Origin of the sequence: Novisyntrophococcus fermenticellae (genome assembly GCF_018866245.1) — a bacterium.
In the GTDB taxonomy this organism is placed as follows: domain Bacteria; phylum Bacillota; class Clostridia; order Lachnospirales; family Lachnospiraceae; genus Novisyntrophococcus; species Novisyntrophococcus fermenticellae.
In genome coordinates this window covers 3,286,041-3,305,415 of the sequence record NZ_CP076458.1, presented here as the reverse complement: position 1 = coordinate 3,305,415, position 19,375 = coordinate 3,286,041, and the positions used below count along the sequence as shown (strand labels likewise).

19 protein-coding genes are annotated in these 19,375 nt (G+C 42.4%); 17 read left to right on the top strand and 2 right to left on the bottom strand.

Features of this window, described 5'->3' with window-relative positions; translation table 11 throughout:
• Positions 1-308: 308 nt before the first annotated feature.
• Entirely contained in the window at positions 309-1,622 is a 1,314-nt protein-coding gene (locus tag KNL20_RS15370) for an ATP-binding protein (RefSeq protein WP_230398572.1), read from the bottom strand.
• Positions 1,623-1,680: 58 nt separating this feature from the next.
• The gene (locus tag KNL20_RS15365) at positions 1,681-3,924 is read right to left on the bottom strand and encodes a heavy metal translocating P-type ATPase (RefSeq protein ID WP_230398571.1); all 2,244 of its coding nucleotides are present in this window, start codon (positions 3,922-3,924) and stop codon (positions 1,681-1,683) included.
• Between the two features lie 205 nt (positions 3,925-4,129).
• Here KNL20_RS15365 and KNL20_RS15360 point away from each other — a divergent pair, with 205 nt between their 5' ends.
• From KNL20_RS15360 to KNL20_RS15280, 17 genes are all read left to right on the top strand, one after another.
• The gene (locus KNL20_RS15360; protein ID WP_230400131.1) at positions 4,130-4,339 is read left to right on the top strand and encodes a FeoA family protein; all 210 of its coding nucleotides are present in this window, start codon (positions 4,130-4,132) and stop codon (positions 4,337-4,339) included.
• A 72-nt stretch (positions 4,340-4,411) separates the two neighbouring features.
• On the top strand, positions 4,412-4,633 hold the full coding sequence (locus tag KNL20_RS15355) for a FeoA family protein (RefSeq protein ID WP_230398570.1): 222 nt from the start codon (positions 4,412-4,414) through the stop codon (positions 4,631-4,633).
• Positions 4,634-4,729: 96 nt separating this feature from the next.
• The gene (feoB, locus tag KNL20_RS15350; RefSeq protein ID WP_230398569.1) at positions 4,730-6,913 is read left to right on the top strand and encodes a ferrous iron transport protein B; all 2,184 of its coding nucleotides are present in this window, start codon (positions 4,730-4,732) and stop codon (positions 6,911-6,913) included.
• Positions 6,914-6,947: 34 nt separating this feature from the next.
• Positions 6,948-7,121, top strand: a complete 174-nt coding sequence (locus KNL20_RS15345; protein WP_230398568.1) for a FeoB-associated Cys-rich membrane protein — start codon at positions 6,948-6,950, stop codon at positions 7,119-7,121.
• A 112-nt stretch (positions 7,122-7,233) separates the two neighbouring features.
• Positions 7,234-7,806 carry a DUF3793 family protein gene (locus tag KNL20_RS15340; protein WP_230398567.1) on the top strand — a complete coding sequence of 191 codons (573 nt, stop codon included), beginning with the start codon at positions 7,234-7,236 and terminating at the stop codon, positions 7,804-7,806.
• The gene (locus tag KNL20_RS15335; RefSeq protein WP_230398566.1) at positions 7,799-8,206 is read left to right on the top strand and encodes a flavodoxin; all 408 of its coding nucleotides are present in this window, start codon (positions 7,799-7,801) and stop codon (positions 8,204-8,206) included. Before KNL20_RS15340 ends, KNL20_RS15335 begins: the two co-directional genes overlap by 8 nt.
• A 34-nt stretch (positions 8,207-8,240) precedes the next feature.
• Complete coding sequence (locus KNL20_RS15330) at positions 8,241-8,525, top strand: DUF2325 domain-containing protein (protein ID WP_230398565.1); 285 nt, start codon at positions 8,241-8,243, stop codon at positions 8,523-8,525.
• Between the two features lie 135 nt (positions 8,526-8,660).
• Entirely contained in the window at positions 8,661-10,130 is a 1,470-nt protein-coding gene (locus tag KNL20_RS15325) for a nicotinate phosphoribosyltransferase (protein ID WP_230398564.1), read from the top strand.
• A 72-nt stretch (positions 10,131-10,202) separates the two neighbouring features.
• The gene (locus KNL20_RS15320) at positions 10,203-10,766 is read left to right on the top strand and encodes a M15 family metallopeptidase (protein ID WP_230398563.1); all 564 of its coding nucleotides are present in this window, start codon (positions 10,203-10,205) and stop codon (positions 10,764-10,766) included.
• A gap of 225 nt (positions 10,767-10,991) precedes the next feature.
• Complete coding sequence (locus KNL20_RS15315) at positions 10,992-11,546, top strand: stage V sporulation T C-terminal domain-containing protein (RefSeq protein ID WP_230398562.1); 555 nt, start codon at positions 10,992-10,994, stop codon at positions 11,544-11,546.
• Positions 11,547-11,715: 169 nt separating this feature from the next.
• On the top strand, positions 11,716-12,660 hold the full coding sequence (locus tag KNL20_RS15310) for a tyrosine-type recombinase/integrase (protein WP_230398561.1): 945 nt from the start codon (positions 11,716-11,718) through the stop codon (positions 12,658-12,660).
• A 333-nt stretch (positions 12,661-12,993) separates the two neighbouring features.
• Positions 12,994-15,666 carry a vWA domain-containing protein gene (locus KNL20_RS15305; RefSeq protein WP_230398560.1) on the top strand — a complete coding sequence of 891 codons (2,673 nt, stop codon included), beginning with the start codon at positions 12,994-12,996 and terminating at the stop codon, positions 15,664-15,666.
• Positions 15,667-15,698: 32 nt separating this feature from the next.
• A complete protein-coding gene (gene lepB / locus KNL20_RS15300; protein ID WP_230398559.1) occupies positions 15,699-16,256 on the top strand; it encodes a signal peptidase I in 558 nt (185 codons plus the stop codon).
• 71 nt (positions 16,257-16,327) lie between these two features.
• Positions 16,328-17,395 carry a DUF7601 domain-containing protein gene (locus KNL20_RS15295; protein ID WP_230398558.1) on the top strand — a complete coding sequence of 356 codons (1,068 nt, stop codon included), beginning with the start codon at positions 16,328-16,330 and terminating at the stop codon, positions 17,393-17,395.
• A 44-nt stretch (positions 17,396-17,439) separates the two neighbouring features.
• Positions 17,440-18,192: a class B sortase gene (srtB, locus tag KNL20_RS15290; protein ID WP_230398557.1), complete on the top strand. Its 753-nt coding sequence runs from the start codon at positions 17,440-17,442 to the stop codon at positions 18,190-18,192.
• Positions 18,193-18,222: 30 nt separating this feature from the next.
• Positions 18,223-18,849: a Spy0128 family protein gene (locus KNL20_RS15285; RefSeq protein ID WP_230398556.1), complete on the top strand. Its 627-nt coding sequence runs from the start codon at positions 18,223-18,225 to the stop codon at positions 18,847-18,849.
• Positions 18,846-19,283: a VOC family protein gene (locus KNL20_RS15280; protein ID WP_230398555.1), complete on the top strand. Its 438-nt coding sequence runs from the start codon at positions 18,846-18,848 to the stop codon at positions 19,281-19,283. Before KNL20_RS15285 ends, KNL20_RS15280 begins: the two co-directional genes overlap by 4 nt.
• Positions 19,284-19,375 lie beyond the last annotated feature (92 nt).

The following is a 19,375-nucleotide window of genomic DNA, read 5'->3' as shown; positions in this document are numbered from 1 at the left end:
TATCTTAAAATATTACACTTCTTTTAAAATTAATCCTAAAATTTAACCACAAACTTAAAATCTTACCTTGTTTAAAACCTTCATCCTGGCTATGATAAGATTCCTTTTCCGAGTTTTTGCGGCACTATCGCATTGAGATGGCTCAAAATTTACTGCACAGCAGAAGTCGTCCAAAGAGGAGATCCCGTATGCGGTTGCAAAGTATTTTTATAAATGCTTTAAGGAAGAAACAGGTTTAAGCGTTACAGAATTCTTACGTCAGGAATAACCATATGAAATTGCTCCCTGTTCGCTTATAAATTTATCCACTATTCATTGCCCCCATCCGGATTAAGGCAGAATAAAGCATATAAAGGGATACTTTTAATCTGATTCTCGAACCCAAAGTTTTTTGCTGATACCCTTATCGAATAGGGAGGGTTATACTGTGATACAAAGGTTCTCAGGCTCTTTGAGCGTACATTTTCAGCAGACTTCCCTTCCAGCGGGATGATACGTCCTTGTTTATCCTGAAAGATAAAATCAACCTCGGCTTTACCTTGAGAACTCCAATAAAATGGTTTGAATCCACTCGTCACCAGGACTTGCATAATATAATTTTCGGCTAAAGCCCCTTTAAAACCATCAAAACTGTGTGGGCTATTAGCAATGATGTTAGCAGGAATCCCGAATTTGGAACAGAGTAGCCCGACATCCATCATATATATCTTGAAAGATGCATTATCTGCATAGGCAGAAAGTGGCATTCTACCCTCAGTAATCCGGATGCACTTGTTGATGATTCCGGCTGAACTCAGCCAATCAATGGGTGTTTCGTATTCATAGGCCCGGGCTCCTGATTTAATCACTTTATATTGAAACTTATGGTTTTCTTTTGCAAGCTGTGCGGGTACACTGTTCCAGGCTGCCATGATTTTTGTAGTTTCCTGTGGAGTAGTATATTTGGCCATATCAGCAATATACGCATCATTGAGATTTTTTTGCGCCGCCAATACAAAATCAAAGTCGTTTGTGTCCACATATTCCAGGACGGCTCTGGGCATGCCTCCCACTACCAGGTAGGTTTTATACATATCCATTGCTGTATCATGAATAGAAAGCGGTGTGAAGGTGGAATAAGACTTCTTAATTAATTCACACAATTGTTCATTTTTGGTTGCCCAAAGAAATTCTTCGAAGTCCATCGGGTACATGTTCATCATATCTACTTTGCCTACGGGAAATGAGTATTTCCCTCGGTTTATGGCTACACCCAGTAGACTGCCTGCAGCAATAATATGGTATTCCGGTGCATTTTCACAAAAATACTTCAAAGAAGTCAAAGCACGCTCACAAGCCTGAATCTCATCGAAGATAATTAATGTATCCCCTTTGAAAATTGATTGACCACTGATTGCTGATAATTCCCTGATAATGCGCTCAGGTTTCAGGTCACGTTCAAAGATAGAGGTGATTTCCGCAGAATCCTCCATGTTAAAATAAACGGTATTTTTATAATTTTGTTTCCCAAAAGATAAAGCCGTATAGGTTTTACCAACCTGCCTTGCACCATAGATAATCAGGGGCATACGTTTCAGACTGTTTTTCCATAATAGAAGTTTTTTTATTATTTTACGTTCCATAAAGTGCTATCACCTCACACTTATTATACCCAATTTTTTCTTTAATTACAACACGAACTTACTTCTTATATAAAATCCGTATTGAGTTCAATACACAGAGCATAGCCACTCCGGTATCTGCGAAGACAGCCATCCACATGTTGGCAAAACCAAACAGACCGAGAATCATGACAAGCACTTTTATAATTAAGGCAAATACCACGTTCTGCCGTGCAATCCTGCTGGAAGCCCTTGCAATGTCCAAAGACTGCGGAATTGCCTCCATGCTGGAAGTCATGAATACGACATCGGCTGCTTCGATTGCCGCATCGGCTCCGCTTCCCATAGCTGCGCCCACATCTGCGCCCGCCAGAACCGGAGCATCGTTAATGCCATCGCCGACGAACATTACTTCCCCGCTCGCCGCGCGAATCTTGCTAAGCTGGGAGACTTTGTCCTGTGGAAGCAACTTTGCATAAACCTCATCGATTCCTGTTTCCTCCGCAACAGATTCTGCCTTCTCTGAGGTATCTCCGGTAAGCATAGCTGTCTTGATTCCCAGCTTATGCAGCGCATTCACCGCCGGCCTTGCATCTTCCTTAATTGTATCGGAAATAACCAGATGACCAATATAGGTTCCATTCAGTGCTGCAAAGACTTCTGTACCATACATTTCCTCTCCGGAGGTAATCTGAATGCCGAATTGCTCCATAAGCTTTCTGTTTCCGCAGAGAAGTTCTCCTTCTGCCAGCACCGCACGAACACCATGTCCCGCAATCTCTTCCACGGAGTGTGGTTCCGGGATATTAAGATTTGCACTTTTTGCAGCAGAGACAATGCTGTGGGCAATCGGATGCGTGGATGTTGATTCGCCGGAAGCACAGAGAGATAAAAGTCCGGCGGTTGAGGTGCCTTTCGTCGGCACAGCTTCGTGGAGAACAAAATTCCCCTTTGTAATCGTACCGGTTTTATCCATCACTACAGTTTTTACATTGTTCATCGCTTCAAGTGATACTCCGCCTTTAAATAAGATTCCCTTCCTGGATCCTGCCCCGATGCCGGAGAAAAAGGCCAGAGGAACACTTAAAACCAACGCACAGGGACAGCTGATTACCAAAAAGGTAAGTGCTGTATAAACCCAGTAGTTCCAGTCACCGGTAATCAAAGAGGGGATAATCGCTGTACCAAGAGCCAGTGCAACAACAAAAGGAGTATAAATCCGTGCAAATCTGGAGATAAAGCGCTCAATCTGTGGCTTGCTGGCAGCGGCATTTTCCACAGAATCCAGAATTTTTGTCACCATGGATTCCTCCAGGACCTTTTCAACACGTATTTTTAAAAGACCAGAGGTGTTAATGCAGCCAGAAATAACAGAATCCCCGGGGACTGCGCTGACCGGAACAGATTCGCCGGTTACAGGTGAGGTGTCAATCCTGCTCTGACCGTCTGTGATAACCCCATCCAGCGGAATCCGGTCGCCAGGCTTTATCTGCAGGATATCTCCGACTTTTGCATCTGCAGAGGGAATGGTGTGCAACCCTCCTGGCTCGACTCTTGTGACTACTTCAGGACGCATATCCACAGCATCCATAATCTGTGAGCGGCTGCGCTCCACAGCTATATCTTCAAATAATTCACCAATACGGTAAAAAAGCATAACACCTGTGGCTTCGGCGTATTCCTGGATTGTAAATGCCCCAAGTGTTGCAATACTCATCAGAAAATTTTCATCAAAAACCTTGCCTTTGGTCAGGTTTTTAACGGCAGTCCATACAATCTTGCCGCCAAGGTCGATATAAGCCAGAGCAAACAGAGCGATGGATACAAAATCAAAGCCTAAGTATCTTACCAGAAAAGCGGAGGCAAACAGAATGATTCCAAGCCCCACTTCTATAAATTCTCTGCGGTTTTCAGCGTTCAGAATTCCTGTGCGGGGTGGTGCAGATACCATATCTTCGCGGTCGTAAGCGTCACCGGACGCGTGGTTATATTTGTGTTCTTCTTCGCTGCAATTGTCACATGCCTGTGTGTGCGTATGTTCACTGCAGCAGTTCTCATGTTCATGTGAACATCCGGTATCCGTATGAACATGCGAGGAAGAACGATTTCTGGGATAGATTTCTACGCCGGGCTCCACACTTAAAGCTGTTGCCCGAATCGTCTCCAATAATGAATCAGGATCCTCTGCAGTTATTCGAAGCTGCTTTGTTGCAAACGTCAGGATTGCTTCCTGTACATCTGGAAGGGCATTGATTTTCCGCTCTACAGCAGCAGCACAATTTGCACAGTCCAGATTTTCTATAGTGTATACTTTCTTTGTCATACGATGTCCTCCACTAATAACTCGATCAAACATATGAATGATTGTTCATATATTCATATCATATACCTTTCCTTAGAAATCGTCAATAAAAATCGCAGAAAAAGTAAGCTAAAATACAAATTTTTATATTGACAATCAGGTTAGCATGTGCTAACCTTTAGGTAGTTAGATAAGGGTAACTTTTTGGGAAAGGAGTGATGATGTGATGCCTTTGAGTATGGCTACAGCGGGTATGTCCAACAGGATTGTCAGAGTTGGCGGTAAGAGTGAAATCAGGAGACATCTGGAGAACTTAGGATTTGTGGCTGGTGGTGAGGTGACGGTCATTTCTATTATAAGTGGGAATGTGATTGTCAATGTCAAAGACTCCAGAGTTGCTATCAGTAAAGAGATGGCTAATAAAATTATCATTTAAAATCTATATTCTATTTTCAATAAAGCGATTGGATGCAAGCCTGCATGGCTGATAAAAGGAGGAGTATCAAAGATGGAAACACTTAAACAGGTAAAGGTTGGTCAGACTGTTTCTGTTGTGAAACTTCATGGAGAAGGCGCTGTAAAGCGACGGATTATGGACATGGGGATCACAAAAGGAACAGAAGTTTATGTTCGAAAGGTGGCGCCCCTGGGTGACCCGATAGAGGTCAATGTACGAGGATACGAGTTGTCTTTACGTAAAGCAGATGCGGAGATGATTGAAGTGAAATGATTTTTGCCTATGGCTGAACTGTAACTGATTTTGAAACAGGGTTAGAGAAATCTAACTTTTCTTGTGTAAACGAGAAAGAATGAGGAGGAAAATGAAATGTCAGTAAAAATTGCATTGGCCGGGAATCCCAATTCCGGAAAGACGACATTGTTCAATGCGCTGACCGGATCAAATCAATTTGTTGGTAACTGGCCGGGTGTAACGGTAGAAAAAAAGGAAGGTAAACTTAAAGGGCATAAAGATGTAATCATCATGGATCTTCCGGGAATCTATTCTTTATCACCCTATACGCTGGAGGAAGTGGTCGCTCGTAACTATCTGATTACAGAACGTCCGGATGCTATTCTTAATATTATAGACGGAACAAACCTTGAGCGAAATTTATATCTTAGTACGCAGCTGATGGAGCTGGGAATTCCGGTGGTCATGGCCATCAACATGATGGATGTCGTTGAGAAAAACGGAGATAAAATAAAAAAAGAAGACCTTTCCAGGCAACTGGGATGTCAGATCGTCGAGATATCTGCATTAAAGGGAAAGGGAATTAAGGAAGCAGCCGATAAGGCCGTGGAGCTGGCAAAGAACAAGAGTAAGCATGTTCCTGTTCATAGCTTCCAGAAAATTGTTGAGGATGGGTTGAATCAAATCCAGGGGCAGTTGGACAGCAATATCCCGCCGGAACAGAGACGTTTCTTTGCAATCAAGCTTTTTGAGAGAGATGAAAAGATCAAGGATACGATGAAGATCGTTCCGAATGTGGAATCCATCATTACGGTTATTGAAAATAAGCTGGATGATGATGCGGAAAGTATCATTACCAACGAACGGTATGAGTACATAGGGGAAGTAATTAAGAAATCATATATAAAGAAGAATCGAAACAAACTGACTACTTCAGATAAAATTGATCGCGTTGTCACAAACCGGTGGCTGGGTCTTCCGATATTCTTTGTGGTCATGGCACTTGTGTATTATGTATCTGTGACGACAGTTGGAACCTGGGCAACAGACTGGGTGAATGATGGAGTTTTTGCGGACGGCTGGAATCTGTTTGGCATCTCTTCTCTTCATATTCCAAGCATACCGGCTCTGGCAACTTCGGGACTTGAAGCGATTAATTGTGCACCCTGGCTGCAAAGTCTGATTGTAGACGGAATCATCGCCGGTGTCGGTGCGGTGCTGGGATTCGTTCCTCAGATGCTTGTACTGTTTGCGTTTCTTGGTTTTCTGGAAGCATGCGGCTATATGGCAAGAGTTGCGTTTATCATGGATCGTATCTTCCGTAAATTTGGACTTTCCGGAAAATCATTTATTCCCATGCTGATAGGTACCGGATGCGGCGTTCCGGGAATTATGGCTTCCAGAACGATCGAAAATGATCGTGACCGGAAGATGACTATCATGACAACGACCTTCATTCCCTGCGGTGCCAAGCTGCCAATTATTGCATTGATTGCCGGAGCTTTGTTTCATGGAGCATGGTGGGTAGCTCCCAGTGCATATATTGTTGGTGTACTGGCAATTATATGTTCAGGAATTATTCTTAAGAAGACAAAGATGTTTGCAGGCGATCCGGCGCCTTTTGTCATGGAACTTCCGGCTTATCATATGCCAACGGTTGTGAATATCTTGAGAAGTATGTGGGAACGCGGCTGGTCCTTTATCAAGAAAGCAGGAACAGTAATCCTTCTTGCTACAATCTTTATCTGGTTTACACAGAGCTTTGGAATAGAAAATGGCTCCTTTGGTATGGTAGAAGATATGGAAAATTCGGTGCTTGCAGTTATTGGACGCGGCATTGCATGGATTTTTATCCCGTTGGGATGGGGAAACTGGAAAGCAGCGGTTGCAGCTGTCAGTGGCCTGATAGCAAAGGAAAATGTAGTAGGAACCTTCGGTATCCTCTATGGTTTTGCTGAAGTGGCTGAGAACGGAGATGAAATATGGGGAACGCTCGCCAGAAGCTTCACAACTGCTTCTGCATATTCCTTCCTGGTATTCAATCTGTTATGTGCTCCATGCTTTGCGGCAATGGGTGCGATTAAGAGAGAGATGAATAATACAAAGTGGTTCTGGTTTGCAATCGGTTATCAGACGATTCTGGCTTACCTGGCAGCTATGGTTATCTTCCAGATTGGAACACTCTTCGAAGGCGGCGGTTTTAGGATTGGAACAGTTGCGGCACTCATCGTAATTATATTCTTTATTTATCTGCTGTTCCGCCCGAATAAAGAAGAAAAGAAGTCAACGGTTAAGGCAAATACCGGCAGAGCTGTTTGATTCATCTCTGCCGGGCGTGGAAAGGGGGATTTTTATGAATGCAGGAACAATTATAGTGTTGCTTATAGTGGCCGGGGTGGTAGCCCTGGTAATTCGCAAGATTGTCAGAGATAAGAAATCGGGGAAGACTTGCTCAAGCTGCGGAGGAAGCTGCGGCTGTGATGGCTGTTCCCCCGGTATGAATGAATCCGTGCATAAAGGTAAATGACATAAGCTTAAATAAAGGCAACAGAAATGATCGTAACGTTTTGCTGCCTTTATTTTAAAAACAAAGGTTAGTTTGGACTAACACAAAACTGCAGGCGGAGAGGAGATTATTTATGACGTGCAGGAGCGCATATGAAAAAAATCTAAGACTTGCAGAACAGTGTGCACCTGTTCTGGCAGGAATTAAACCTGCAAATTTGCTTATGCTTGAAGGCGTAGACACGGAAGAGGTCAAGGAAATGATCCGGGATTCGGACGTCGGAGTTTACTTCCTGTATAAAGGTAAGAAAAAATGTGCATGGTTATTATATAGGGAGAAAAATATAAGAGCGGTATTAAATCAAAAGGAAGTTCAAAGGTTTTTGCAGACCTGTGGATATCCGACGTTCCAGATGGAAGATGTATTGGAACGGCTTGGAGAAAGAGCATCCTGCTATCTTGACGGGGAGATGGAGTATCCCCACGAACTGGGAATCATCTTGGGATATCCGTTGGAAGATGTGCGGGGATTTATTGAATTTGAAGGGAAGAACTACCTGCTGTCAGGTTGCTGGAAAGTTTACGGAGATGTAGAAAAGGCCCGTCAGACTTTTGCACTATATCACAAGGTGAGGCAGGAAGCGGTCAGCAGAATTATGGAGCATATGATAAATAAAAATAATAATGGAGGACTGAGATTTGAGTAAAATTGTAGTTGCATATTGGAGCGGAACAGGAAACACGGAGACAATGGCAAATTCTATTGCAGAAGGCGTTAAAGCAGCGGGAAAAGATGTAGAGGTAGTATCAATGGATGATTACAATGCTTCAAAACTGAAGGAGTGTGATGCATTCGCGCTGGGATGCCCGGCTATGGGTGCAGAAGAGCTGGAGGATACAATTGCAGAACCATTTGTAAATGAAGTGGAAGGATTTGCATCAGGTAAAAAAATAGCACTTTTTGGCTCCTATGATTGGGGCGATGGCGAATGGATGCGTATCTGGGCACAGCGTATGGAAGATGCGGGCGCCGTAATCGTAGGCGGTGAAGGGCTGATTTGTAATAACGAACCGGATGATGAGGCAATTGAAACTGTAAAAAGCTAGGAGAAGAATTGTCTGCCATATAGGAGGAAAAATTATGAGTGTTGTTATCGTTGGCGGCCATGACCGCATGGTTATGAAGTATAAAGAAATCTGTAAGAAACATCGCTGCAAGGTTAAGGTATTCACACAGATGAGTGCAAATCTGGACAAACAGATTGGCTCACCTGATTTGCTGGTACTGTTTACGAACACGGTGTCACATAAGATGGTAAAGACCGCTGTGGAAGAGGTCAGGAGAAGCAACACGGAGATTGTACGATGTCATACCAGCAGTGCAACTGCATTAAGTGAGATATTAAAGCCATATGCTACTGCATAGGAAATAAACCTGGTTGTATTTTCGATTGGTCAGTGCTATAATAAGTAAAATTTGGTTACAGTTCTGGGAATGAACGGTAACAGGTTCTCCTGCAATTATGGAAAGATAATGAAAAGATATAAATATGGAGGTTTTATGAGAGCGCTGAATTTAACCTTATTGACAGACTTATACGAACTGACAATGATGCAGGGTTACTACAAGAATCCTACCAGTCAGATTGTTGTTTTTGATGCGTTTTACAGGAAGAATCCCAGTGATGGTGCCTATGCGATTATGGCAGGCCTGGAGCAGGTGATTGAGTATGTCCGTAATCTTCATTTTTCCCCGGATGATATTGATTACCTGCGGGAGCTTAAGATGTTTGATGAGGATTTCCTGGAATATCTGAGAGGGCTTCATTTTACCGGTGATATCTATGCGATTCCTGAGGGAACGGTGATATTTCCCAGAGAACCACTGATTAAAGTAATTGCTCCTGTGATGGAGGCACAGCTGGTAGAGACTGCGCTGCTGAATATTATCAATCACCAGTGTCTGATTGCCACTAAGGCATCAAGGGTCTGTTATGCAGCGCAAGGTGACGGCGTTATGGAATTCGGGCTCCGCCGGGCGCAGGGACCGGATGCGGGTATCTACGGTGCAAGGGCAGCCATGATTGGGGGATGCATCGGAACCTCTAATGTACTGACCGGACAGATGTTCGATGTACCGGTGAAGGGAACCCATGCACATAGCTGGATTATGAGCTTTCCCGATGAATACACTGCGTTTAAGACTTATGCCGAACTGTATCCGAAGGCATGTATCCTGCTTGTGGATACGTATGATGTTCTGGAATCCGGAATACCGAATGCCATCCGTGTCTTCTCTGAGATGCGGGATGCAGGCATGGAGATGAAGGGTTATGGGATTCGTATTGACAGCGGTGATCTGGCATATCTCTCGAAAAAGGCGTACGAGATGCTGGCAGCAGAGGGATTTGAAGATGCAATCATATCGGCCTCCAGTGATCTGGATGAGTATCTGATTGACAGTATGAAGACACAGGGTGCAAAGATTAATTCCTGGGGAGTTGGTACGAATCTGATTACCTCAGGTGACTGGCCTGCATTCGGCGGTGTCTATAAACTTGCTGCGATTAAGAACGCATGGGAGGATGAATTTACCCCGAAAATTAAATTATCCGAAAATACGGAGAAAGTCACCAATCCTTGTGATAAGACAATTTTCCGCATCTATGATACTGAAAGCGGAAAAATCAGAGCAGATTTAATCTGCCTGGCAGGGGAGCAGTTTGATGAATCGGAAGATATGATCTTGTTTGACCCTATTGAGACATGGAAGAAAACCAGATTGAAAGGCGGAACTTACCGCTTAAGAGAGTTGCTGCTTCCTGTATTTCAAAAGGGAAACTGTGTCTATACGTCTCCATCGGTAATGGAGATCCGGGATATCTGCACCCGGGAGAAGGAGACTCTCTGGGATGAATCCAGACGTCTTGTCAATCCACAGACTGTCTATGTGGATTTGTCAGATAATCTTTACAAGATTAAGACGGATTTGTTAGAAGAGATGAGCATGAAGGCTCTTGAAAATCAGTAAATATTTTAATCATAAAAGTTCCCCTTCGTTCATATATATCCTATGAGTATTTTTGAAAGGGAGGGGATTTTTATGCAGAATTATACATGTCTGGTCAATCGACAGCATCCGCTGGATGCCACTTATATTCCGCATGGCCTGGTTGTCTGCGAATTTCCGTTTTGTGCGGAAAGGCTTGAAGAGAAGCGGCTGCTCTGCGAGGCGGCTGCCGAAGCAGCGGGAAGGCTTTTGGAATATGGAAAGTCTTTTGGTCATCTGCTGTATGGGGTATCCGGATATAGGTCCTTTGAACGGCAGAATCAAATTTACCAGCAGCGTCTGCAGGAATCTCCTGCTGAAGAAGTGAACCAGTACGTGGCCCGGCCGGGGACCAGCGAGCATCAGACCGGTCTGGCACTGGACGTCTCATCGCCGGGAATGGATTATGAACTGGAAGAGGAGTTTGGTGAGACTCCGGAAGGAAAGTGGCTTGCGGTTTATGCACCCATGTTTGGATTTATTCTCAGATATCCCAAGGGAAAAGAGAAAATTACAGGCTACGCTTACGAACCATGGCATATACGCTATGTGGGAAAATCATTGTCCCTGTATCTTGCACTTACAGGTCTGACGTTGGAGGAATATTATCAGATATAAAAAAGATGTCGGCGTCTGGTTGTCGACATTTTTTTTGCATGTATAAATCATAAAAAATCTTTCCCCGAAAAATTGTATGCAGACAGTTTTCCGGGGGATTGCCATTTTAGTGTATATTTCATCCAAATCTTACAAATAATAGCTCTATCAAATTGAATCGAAACAGGGAATCAGGAAGATAAAAGAAGTAATAAAGAAAAAACTTGAATTAAAGGAGCATAATATATGAAAGCTACAGGTGTTGTCAGACGTATTGATGATTTGGGGCGTATTGTAATTCCAAAGGAAATCAGGAGAACCATGAGAATCCGTGAAGGGGAACCAATGGAGATTTTTACCGGAAAAGAAGGAGAAATTGTATTAAAGAAATACTCTCCAATGGGTGAAATGGCAAAATTCGCAAAAGAGTATGCACAGGTATTATCCCAGCTGACCGGGTATCTTGTATGCGTAACCGATCATGATCAGATTATAACTGCCAGTGGCTCCGGACAAAAGGAATTTGAAGGAAAAAATATCAGCAAAGAACTGGAGGATGCAATTTCAGAACGCAAAACAGTCCTGGCGGGGCAAAAGGAAAGCGCATTTATACAATTGACGGATGAAGATGATAAAAACAGCATTTCTCAAATTGTAGTACCCATCATATCCTCTGGCGATGCCATTGGTGCCGTGATATTAATGGACCGTGGAAAAAATTCCGGAACAAAACTGGGAGAAAATGAAAAAGTTTTAATACAGGTAGCAGCAGGGTTTTTGGGAAAACAGATGGAGCAGTAGTAATATTATAAAACCAGCTATATGAATCTTAGCAGTTTGTATATGGGGAAGTTTACTTTCATGTGTGCAAATCGCTAAGATTTTCTTTTGATAAAAAATCTAAATTTCCGGTTTATTCAAGAAGGAGTATAATAACCATCATTGGACTAATACTGGGAATAAATGGAAGATGAAAAAAGAAAACGGAGGGATTGATAACGTAGGTATTGTAAATAATATACTTTACAATAAATGCAGACAGGAGCAAAAAATAGTGGAATATACGTACAAAATGAATCTACAAATGATAGAAGATTATAAAATATGGCTGGCAGAAGAGGAAAAAAGCAAAAATACAATTAAAAAATATATCCGGGATATATTAGCTTTTTATCGATTTGCCAATGGCGGAGTAAATGAAGAGAAAGTAATCAGTAAGACGCAGGTTATGGAGTATAAGGAATATCTGGAGAAAAAGTATGCGGTATCCAGCGTCAATTCCATGCTTGTAGCTATCAATCGTTTTCTGGAATATAGGGGATGGAACAACTGCCGTGTGCGTTTGATCAAATGTCAGCGCTGTATTTTCAGAGATGAGCAAAGAGAACTGACGAAAGATGAATACCGTCGATTGGTAGATGCTGCCAGAAAAGAAAAAAATTACCGGCTTGCAATGATAATGGAGACAATCTGTGCGACCGGTATCCGCGTTTCTGAACTGGAATTTATTACAGTAGAGGCGGCGCAAAAAGGGCGTGCCGATATTAACTGTAAGGGAAAACACAGGGTAATCCTACTTCCTGATAAGCTCCGTAAAGCGCTGGTACGCTATGCCCTGGAAAAAAACATATGCTCCGGATATATTTTCCGTACAAAGACCGGAAAGCCACTCGATCGTTCTAATATCTGGCATGATATGAAGGGGTTATGTAAAATAGCCGGTGTGGAGCCGACAAAAGTATTTCCGCACAATCTGCGACATTTGTTTGCACGGATATTTTATGAACTTGAAAAAAACATCGTGCATCTGGCGGATATTCTTGGTCACAGCAGTATTGATACAACGCGCGTATACACTATCTCGACAGGAACGGAGCACGTCCGCGAAATTAATCGGATGGGACTCGTGGTTTAAAAAGAAAAAACCACATAATTCACATTATGTGGTAACAAGCACCTGATAAATACATACCTATTTATTATAGTATACTATCATAGCTACCCTTACAAGTCAATCATTTTTCCTGATTTCAGCAAATTTGTCCGTATAATTTAAATATAGACACCTAAACAAAGCCGTTTTAAAAAAGAGGAAAGACGGCCTTATTTCTTTTTGCCTTTTTTTGTATACAGCCATTTTTAAAAAATATTTTTTTAAAAAATCTACCAGATTATTGATTTTACACAGCTTGTTACCACATAATGTGAATTATGTGGTTGTGGGAAAATTGATGAAGGGAGAGCTGAAATGCAAAAAAGAATAAAAAGGCCCCTGGCATTTTTAATGATATTGCTTATGATGCTGTCTGTGGTGGGAAGCAATGTGACTGTTGCATTGGCAGAGGATAAAGCGGAATATATTTCGAACGGACAGCCGGAAGGGATTTCCGTAAAGGCTTATGCGGAAAGCAAGGCACTGCCGGAGGGTGTGTCTTTGCGTGTAAAAAAGGTGGAAGGGTCAGCAGAGTATGCGAGGATCTCCGATGCATTGAAAGCATCTAGCATAAAATACGATAATTTTATGGCAATAGACATCGGATTTTGGGATACCGCAGGGAATGAGGTGGAACCGGAAAATGGTATTGCCGAGGTAAAATTGGGAATAAACCGCAGTTTATTTCCCGAAGAAATTCAGCAGGAGACACTGTCTGTACAACAGCTTTTAGGTCCTGAACAAGGAGGGGCGATACAGGCAGCAGCGGATGCACTGGGAAATACCACGGGAACAATAAGTTTGGAGGGAGATACCGTAAAAGCCGAATTTAAGGCCGACAGCTTTTCGATATTTGCAGTAACGTGGAAATCCGATACCAGCGAGCCGGCCGCAGCTTCCGGCAGTGCCTCAGATGTGTCAGCGCCTGCAAAAACTGAGCAGAAATTCCTGATATCACCGACCGTTATACAGGATACAGAAAAGAGTGCGAAACATGAGAAATATGTCACAGAGAAAGAAGATGGCACTTATGACCTGACACTAACAATTGCCGGAGCGGTTGGAAGCCAGACATCAAAATCAAAATTAGATGTTATTTATGTCTTAGATAAGTCAGGAAGTATGAATGAATCAATCGGAGGATGGCGGGATCCGGCAAGACGAGAGGCTGCCGGTAATGCAATCAATACTTTTACGAATACGTTAGCCCAAAATGAAGATCTTGATGTAAGATATTCCCTTGTGTCATTCAGTGGAGATTATAATGGTGGAGCATGGAATGATGCTAATATAGTTCAGGACTGGACATCCGATGCGAATAATATCATAACAAAATCCAAGCCTGCTTCAGGTGGCGGAACGAATTATCAGGCTGGAATTATGAAAGCAAAAGACCTGTTGCTGACAAAAAGAGACGGTGCCCTAACGGCGGTTATTTTCATCTCGGATGGGGATCCGTCGTTCTATTATGACAATAGCGGCAAAACGACCGGAAAAGGTAGTGGATTTGATCAGGCATCTATGAATGCGGCAAAGAGAGAAGTTGCAAATCTAAATGCAAATTACTTTTATACGGTTGGGGTAGGAAATAGGAATAATTATGAACGCTTAAAGGATTTGAATGGTGCTGCAACATTAATACCGGCATCCAATAATAAATTCTATGCAGGTACGGATGAGGCTTCTTTGAAGGCAGCATTTGATGACATCCAGGCTTCTATTACCAAGATTTTATGCAGCAATGTAACCATTACAGATACCTTAAGCAACAGTGTCCAAGTAACACGGAATATTGATGGGACGCCAAAGACGATGACGGTTTCTGTAAAAGATTCGAATGGAAATACTATTGCTTCCGGTTCACCGGGTGTCAACTTCGATGGTGCGGCAATTACTGCAAGATATGACGAATATGCAAGACAGATTGTGCTGGATTTTCCGGATACTTATCAACTGAAGGAAGGCTATACCTATCAGGTCAATGTCAATATTGAGCCGACAGAAGCGGCTTACGAAGCATATCGAAGTAATGGTAATGTCTATCCGGATACAGGAGATCCGGGAACGGGAGAAAGCTCTGCAGGTAAAGGCGGTATATTTACAAACGGAGATGCTGCTGTCACGTATACTTATGAAGGAAAGACAAAGACAGAAACCTATCCAAGACCGGTCATGCAGCTGCATTCAGGAGCTCTGGTAATTGAGAAAAAAATTCAAGGACTGGAAAACGATGAGGCGGCACGAAATTATCTGGCAGAAAATCTAAAATTTGATTACAGCCTTAACGATCAGGAAACAATATCGGCTGATTTCAGTGCGTTTACCTGGAACGACGACAGGCAATGCTACCAGTTCAGAATTGAGGGTCTGGCTCCGGGGACTTCTTACCAGGTAAGCGAGAGGGGCGCTGATATTTTTCCAGGGCATGCGTATCATGTGATCACCAATTCTGAAGGCAGTATCGGAATCATCGCAAAGGATGCGGCGGGCACCGCCTTTTTTACGAACACCTATAAACCGGCCTGCCAAGTGTTCACCATTGAAAAGCAGGTAGAGGGAAATATGGGAGACAGGAATAAATCTTTCACCTTTAAACTTACACTGAAAAATGGCGGCTTGCCTTATGAACAGAATCTGATGTATACAAAAAGTGGAAAAACAGAGACTTTACAGGCAGCAGATGGTATATATACATTTACCTTAAAGGATGATGAAGCAATAGCACTTACTTTGCCTTATAGCTGTAACTATGTGCTAAGCGAGGAGAACCAGGACTATAGTGTAAGCGTTTATTCAAATCATGGCGTTTTCTCAGATGGGAAATTGGAAGGTACACTGACGGAAGATACAAGTGCGGTGTTCACAAATAAAAAAGAGGTCGTTCCGCCGACAGGCATTGTAAGAACAATAAAACCATACTTTATTATGTTTTCTGCTGCACTGGGAATTTTGCTGCTGAGTCTTGGGAGACCTAAACGGAGGGGCTAAGGCCTGGCAGTGTGAAAGGAATGCCTATAACTATGGGAAAACATGGAGAGCCAGGCGTGCGGGAGCCGACTGGGAATGAAAATGAAAGAGTGCAAAAGGGCATGAAAAAGGAAATACAGTTCTTTCTTCTGCGGGCAATGCTTATGGCAGCGTTAATCTGGATATTTTTTGGTATGATTTTCGGTCTGACACCCATGAAGAACAATGATATGTCACCGCGTATCAGCTCGGGAGATTTGCTACTGTATTACCGCCTGGATAAAAATCTGCTCTGTGATGATGTCATTGTATTTGAAAAAGAGGGGAAACAATATACCGGCCGTATTGTTGCAAAGGGAGGAGACACTGTAGAAATCGGTGATAACGCAGAATTAATGGTTAATAACAGTGTTGTGATAGAAAACAACATATTCTATCGTACCCCCAGATATGAGGATGGGATTAGCTATCCGGTAAAGCTTTTGAAAAATCAGTACTTTGTTTTATGCGACTACAGGGAAGGGGCAAAAGACAGCCGTTATTTTGGAGCTGTAGATTCCCGTGAAATAAAGGGGAAAGTCATTACCGTAATCCGACGTTCCAACTTGTAGCTGACAAAACATAGAGATTTGCAGAAACGTTGCCGTATAGATAAGACATATAGAAAGAGAGGATAGGGATAATGAAAAAAAGAAGTTTAAAGTTTTTATCAGCAATGCTGATGTCAGGAACCATGGTGATTACTGCATTTGGAACGACTGCATATGCAGATGGTGGTGAGGTAAAGAGTGTAACAATTACAAAAGACATCGTAAAAGAAGAAAATGTATATGCACCGAATACGACTTTTGAATTTGAAATCGTACCCGGAACTGCAGTAGAAGCTGGTTCGAATCAGGCTGCAATCTATGCAGGACCGGAGGGGGGAGCATCTTTTTCAGGAGAAACCGGCAAGATTGCATCTGCCCCTGCTGCTTCCGACATCAGTAAAGGGGTTATAACAGCAGGCAATACGCAAATCAGCATTGATTCTTCAAAATTTACGGTACCCGGAATCTATCGTTATGATGTGACAGAGAAGGCTGGCAGCTATGAAGGTATTATCTATTCTACAGAGACCAAGCATTTTGATGTGTATATAGATGCTGAGGGCAATGCTTATGCATATACTTTTACTGATCTGGCAAATGATAAGCAAAAGGATGACGGTGTTTTTGAAAATGGCTACGGAAAGGATCCGACAGATCCGACTAACCCGGTTGACCCGACTGACCCAAACGCACTGAATAATCTAACGGTCACAAAAAAGGTTGAAGGTACGCAGGGAGATAAGAATAAAGAGTTTGAATTCAATATCACGATAAACGGGGCAGCAGGCGAACAGTATTATATGGTTATTGGTACTGAGAACTACACGCTGACTTCTGGAACAGCATCTGCTTTTAAGCTGAAAGATGGTCAGACCGCTGAAATTTTCGGTCTTTCAAAAACGGATACCTACAAAGTAGAAGAAACAAATTATTCCAAGGATGGATATACTACTGCTATTACAGGGGCAGACAGTGCGGATAAGCTGGCAGCCGCCGGTACTACGGCGGGAGCAGACGATGCCGTTATATATACCAACACCAAAGATACTGTAACTCCGACAGGTGTTATCATGACAGTTGCACCATATGTACTGATGGTCGCAGCAGCAGGCATACTCTCAGCAGTCTTTCTTAAAAGAAAAAGACATTCAGAATTTTAAAACTGATTTCAAAAAATAAAGAAACCGAATAACAGAGATGGGAGGTGAGAACAATCGGACTGAAAACAGCGGCAGTGATTGCGCGGGCAGGAAATAAGGTGCTGAGTTTTGCGGCAGCGGTTATGATACTACTACTGCTGCTATATGGTGGATATTCACTCTGGGATACGGTTATGGTATATAAAGGAGCTTTTGCGGATGATGAGCTTATGAGATTCAAGCCATCAGATAACAGTGGAAATAATCCGACACTGGATGAGCTCCGAAAGATAAATCCCGATGTCTGTGGCTGGATAACAATCCAGGATACAAATATTGATTATCCTGTTGTACAAGGCAAGACAGACATGGAGTATATCAATAAAGATGTGTATGGAGAGTTCTCACTTTCCGGATCAGTTTTTCTGGATAGCCGAAATCAGCCGGATTTTTCCGACAGCTATAGCCTGGTATATGGACATCATATGGCTAATGGAGCCATGTTTGGAGATATTGTAAAGTTTGTAAACAATAGTTATTTTGTAAAACATAAAACGGGCACGCTGTATTTGCCTGATGACACTTATACAATTAATTTGTTTGCCTGTATGAAGACGGATGCATTTGACAGCAGGATATTTTATCCGGATTCACAGAACAGAGAAAATTTAAATGAATTTTTAGAGTATATTCGGATAGGGGCGGTGCAGTACCGGGAAACAGATGTTAAAGCAGGGGATTCTTTAATTGGATTATCAACCTGTTCCGAAGCGGAAACAAATGGACGTGTTGTCGTGTTTGGATGGCTAAAGAGATAAAAGCATGCACAGAAGGGGGTGTTTAAAAAGATGAGGATATCTGAATTCCATAAGAAAATTATACACGTTTTTCCGCTAATGCTATTTACACTGCTATCAATGCAGCTGTTGTTCCCACAGCAGGTGCAGGCACAGGAACAGTCTATAGATGTTTTTATTCCGATGGAAGCAGCGGTATCAGAAGAAAACAAAAAAATGGATACTGAATTTCAGATTCATATAGAAGCTGTAGACACAGATACGCCCCTGCCCGGGCAGACAAACGTAAGAATAAAGAATTCAGGAAAAGAAGAATTTGGACCAATCACCTATACTGTGCCGGGAGATTACAGGTATAAGATTTATCAGCAGGCAGGCAGTGTCGGGGAGCTTCTATATGATGATACGGTTTATACTGTCACTGTGCGCGTGGTTAACGGTAAAGATGGGAGCTTATCTGCTGAAATCTGGGCCGTGCAAAACAATACGATGGAGAAGACAGATAAAATCCAATTTATAAATAAGTATAAAAAAGTGTCTGAGAAGCCAAAACCTGCTCCTGCAAAGGTGTCTGCCGCAAAGACCGGGGATAAAACAGATTTTTCACTCTGGCTGGCCGCATTTTTTGTGTCTGGGTGCATCGGGCTGGCCGCATGGAGAATAAGAAGGAGTTTATGATGTCATTTAGTCTGTCTATTAATTATGATGGTAACTGCCGAGATGCTGTAACATTTTATGCAAAAGTATTCGAACAGGAAGTTCCATCCTTTCTGACTTATGCAGAAGGGGAGGTTCTGCTTTCTTCCGTGAATCAGATACCTGAAAAAATGAAATCGCGTGTTATGCGAACCTGTCTGAACATTGCAGGTACACCAGTTGAATTTTATGATATACCGGATACCTTTGGATTTTTTCAGGGCAATAACATGGTTTTAAACATAAGCTGTAAAGATGCTAAAAAAGCAAAAAAAATTTTTGAGTTACTGAGTGAGAATGGAGCGGTGGATATTCCCTATACGCAGATTAAAGATGGAAGATATTATGGAATGCTTGAAGATAAGTTCCACATGCATTGGATGATTAAAACAGAACTAAATAAATTTGAAATATAAATTATTATATTTTTAGACTCATCCTTAGATTACAAAGATATAACCTGAGGGTGAGTTTTTTATGCCCAAACATGCAAAAACATAATATATAC